Source organism: Dinghuibacter sp. (assembly GCF_035492835.1).
GTDB lineage: Bacteria > Bacteroidota > Bacteroidia > Chitinophagales > Chitinophagaceae > Dinghuibacter.
On record NZ_DATJIY010000116.1, the window covers coordinates 1 to 3,241 of the forward strand.

Genomic DNA, 3,241 nt, shown 5'->3' on the forward strand with positions numbered 1-3,241 from the left:
AGGAGCCACGGCCGTTCAGACCCATGACGCCCACGACGACCTTGTTGGACGGCGCATTTTTTCCAAAAACGGGGAAATTCAGGATGGTTACGCCTGCGGCGGCGAGACTGGTGTCTTTGAGGAAGGTTCTGCGATGCATGGCAATTCGTTGGTTGGGGTGATGAAGGTAGGGGAAAAACAAAAACGGTCATGCCTTTTTATTTTCATAGCCGGTTACTTTCGCAGGAGATTCTGGTCCACGAGCGCGAGCAATTCGTCCCTGTATGATTTGCTTACCGGGATTTTGAGTCCGTCCAGGGTGACTTCCGTGGGGCTAACGGATGTAATCTTATCGATCGACACGATGTACGACTTCTGTACCCGGATAAACCGCTGCGCGGGCAACTGTTCTTCGAGCGCGTGGATGGTACTTAGCGTAAGGAGCTTGCCCCGGCGCGTGTGCAGCGCGCAGTAATTCTGGGCGGCTTCGACAAACAGGAGATCGTCGTAGTAGATTTTTTCAAAGCCGTTGTTGGCTTTTATAAAAAAATAAGCGGCCTCCTCCGGCTCGTTCCGCACCGTGGCTCCGGCGTCCGTCCTTTCTTGGGCGCCCGCGGCCGCGCTCGCTCTGGCGCGGTTGACCGCCTGGAGGAAGCGCTCCGGCGTGATGGGCTTGAGCAGGTAATCCAGCACCTGGAGCTCGAAACCCTCCAACGCGTAATCCGGGAAAGCAGTTGTCACGATCACCAGCGGTTTTTTCGTCAGCGTCCGCAAAAAATCCAGTCCCCTCATCCGTGGCATCTGGATATCCAGGAACATCAGGTCCACCGGTTGTGTGGCCAGTACCTGGTTGGCCTCCATGGCGCTGCCGCACTGCGCCAACAGCTCCAGGAAACCCGTTTCCCGGACCAGCCGCTCCAGCCCTTCGCGGGCCAGGGGCTCGTCGTCGACGATGATACAACGCAGGTTCATCGGATTTGAAGTTGAAGGGTGGCGGAATATTCCCCGGGGGCGGTCTCGATATCGAGACGGTGGCGCTCGGGGTACAGCAGTGCCAGCCGGCGGCGCAGGTTTTTCAGACCGATCCCCCCGGCCTTTTCCGATGGGCGCTCCTTCTGGTCCTCGGTCGTGTTGTCGATCCGTATCGTAAATAGCGGCTCCTCGTACCCGATCTGAATGCGCACGCGGTTCTCCCGGTCGGTGTGCGTGGACGCGTATTTAAAGGCGTTTTCCACCAGCGGGAACACCAGCATCGGCGCAATGTCGAAGCCGCTGATCCCGCGGGGCTTCTCATAGTCCAGCACCAGGCTGTCTCCCCTGCGAAGCTGCTCCAGCCGGATAAAGTTCTCGACGTAGGCCACCTCCCGGTCGACGGCGATGTGCTCGACCGTGCACTCGTACAGCTGATACCGGAGCATGTCCGAAAAGCCGGCCAGCGTGTGCTCCGCCAGGTCGGGGTCCTTGCGGATGAGCACGTAGATGCTGTTGAGGGCGTTGAAGAGGAAGTGCGGGTTCATTTGGGACTTCAGGAAGCGCAGCTCCGTCTGCATCCGCCGTCGTTCCTGGAAAAACCGGTCCCGCACCGTCACGCTCACGAGCGCCAGGATGACCCAATAAGTGTTCCCCAGCAGCACATACCCCCAAAAGGCGCCCAGGGACGCCCCTGTTTTCTCTCCCATCAACCAGTAGGTCAGGAAGCTGATAAAAGTGGCGCTGACCGCCAGCCCCGCCAGCACAAGCAGCGCAAAACGCCAGCCCTTCCCCGGGTGCAGGTACCGCGGCATCCACCGCCTCACCATTACATAGATAAGCACCCCCTGCCCTATCGCATAGACGGCGGTGACCGTCAGCGCGCGTCCCGGCGAGCCGTGGTACATATGCATGGAAAACCACGTCCAGCCGATGAAATACAACAGCCAGAAGACTACGTGCCAGCGATAAATGTATAAGACGTATCTGACGGATAGGTGGGGCATACTGCAAATAAAGGACGCGTGCGCCAATGCGGCGCCGCAAATCCATGAAATCGCCCTTTTTTTGGATGAAATCGCCACGCCGGGTTTCATCCCTGGCCGCCACACTTTCATCCAAACGATTTGCGCTGCCCCGGCCGCCGCCGTCTCTTTGGGATAAAATTTATCTTCATGAAACGCATAGCACTTGCCATTCTACTATTCGCCGCCACTGCGGCCGCATACGCTCAGTCGCCGCTCGGCGTCGCCAAAGCCGGGCACGGCCCCGCCGTGATCTTTATCCCGGGGCTGTATTGCTCCGGCGACGTCTGGAAAGAAACCGTCGACCACCTCAAGGACCGCTACACCTGCTACAGCCTGACCCTCCCCGGCTTTGCCGGGCAGGCGCCGGCGGTGATGTCGGACTCGTTGCTCACCGGTTTTGCGGAAGCGATAATATCGCTCATCCGAACCGAGGGGTTGCAGCGCCCGATACTCGTCGGTCATAGCCTCGGGGGTTGGCTGGCGCTCCGGGTCGAGACACGGTCGCCCGGGATCGCCGGAGGGCTGGTCGTCGTCAGCAGCGCGCCCTTCCTGCCCGCGCTGTCGATGGGCGACAGCATTACGCTGGACAGCGCGCGGGCGATCGGCGCGCAGATCAAACGCTATATGGGTATGCAAACGCTGGCGCAGGCCGCCGCGGGTTCAAGGGCCGCGATCCGGTTCATGATCCGGGACAGCGTGCGGGTGGCCGAAGTCGCGGCCATGGCCGACCGCTCCGACGGGAAGACCCAGGGAGAGGTCATGTACGAGCTTTTCTCCACCGACCTCCGCCCGGAGATGGGGAGGGTCCGCTGTCCCATCCTCGTGCTCGGGGATTGGGTGTCGTACAAGGGGTATGGCGCGACCCGGGAAAACACGCTCGGGAAGTACCGGCGCCAGTTCGCGCTGGCGTCTTCGGTGACCATCGCGCTCAACGACTCCTCCCGGCACTTCATCATGTACGACGAGCCCGGCTGGCTCGACGGCCAGGTAGACGCTTTTTTGCGTACAACTGCCGCCCGCTGATGCGTATAACTACGCATGACCGGTGATAGTTAATACGCTAAATGATTGCTATACCGCTTTGTGGTATTGACTTCGGTGCAAAGCGGGCATAAGTTTGCAGGAAATCTTTCAGCAAGCCATCGTTATATAAGCAGTCGTTTTTGGTTAAATGCAAAGCCTGGCCATCCTCCTTTCCAGGAGGGGGCCTTTTTTTTTGCGCTTCGTCACAGGTTTTTGGCAGTTGGTCCCAACGATTTGCAGGG

Annotated in this window: 5 protein-coding genes; 1 reads left to right on the top strand and 4 read right to left on the bottom strand. The window is 59.5% G+C overall.

Annotated features, from left to right (window positions below):
- From VL547_RS10960 to VL547_RS10970, 3 genes are all read right to left on the bottom strand, one after another.
- On the bottom strand, positions 1-139 hold a 139-nt coding region (locus VL547_RS10960; RefSeq protein ID WP_325577714.1), incomplete at its 3' end, for a twin-arginine translocation signal domain-containing protein.
- 74 nt (positions 140-213) lie between these two features.
- Complete coding sequence (locus tag VL547_RS10965; protein ID WP_325577710.1) at positions 214-951, bottom strand: LytTR family DNA-binding domain-containing protein; 738 nt, start codon at positions 949-951, stop codon at positions 214-216.
- A complete protein-coding gene (locus VL547_RS10970; protein ID WP_325577711.1) occupies positions 948-1,955 on the bottom strand; it encodes a sensor histidine kinase in 1,008 nt (335 codons plus the stop codon). The genes VL547_RS10965 and VL547_RS10970 overlap by 4 nt, the downstream gene beginning before the upstream one ends.
- A 168-nt stretch (positions 1,956-2,123) precedes the next feature.
- On the opposite strand from VL547_RS10970, the gene VL547_RS10975 reads away from it, so the two are divergent.
- Complete coding sequence (locus VL547_RS10975) at positions 2,124-2,999, top strand: alpha/beta hydrolase (protein WP_325577712.1); 876 nt, start codon at positions 2,124-2,126, stop codon at positions 2,997-2,999.
- A gap of 37 nt (positions 3,000-3,036) precedes the next feature.
- On the opposite strand, the gene VL547_RS10980 is transcribed toward VL547_RS10975, so the two are convergent.
- On the bottom strand, positions 3,037-3,241 hold a 205-nt coding region (locus tag VL547_RS10980), incomplete at its 5' end, for a hypothetical protein (RefSeq protein ID WP_325577713.1).

What these genes read in the sequence shown, in the direction of transcription:
- VL547_RS10965 (WP_325577710.1), bottom strand. Translation starts at nt 951, where the DNA reads ATGAACCTGCGTTGTATCATCGTCGACGACGAGCCCCTGGCCCGCGAA.
- VL547_RS10970 (WP_325577711.1), bottom strand. Translation starts at nt 1,955, where the DNA reads ATGCCCCACCTATCCGTCAGATACGTCTTATACATTTATCGCTGGCAC.
- VL547_RS10975 (WP_325577712.1), top strand. Translation starts at nt 2,124, where the DNA reads ATGAAACGCATAGCACTTGCCATTCTACTATTCGCCGCCACTGCGGCC.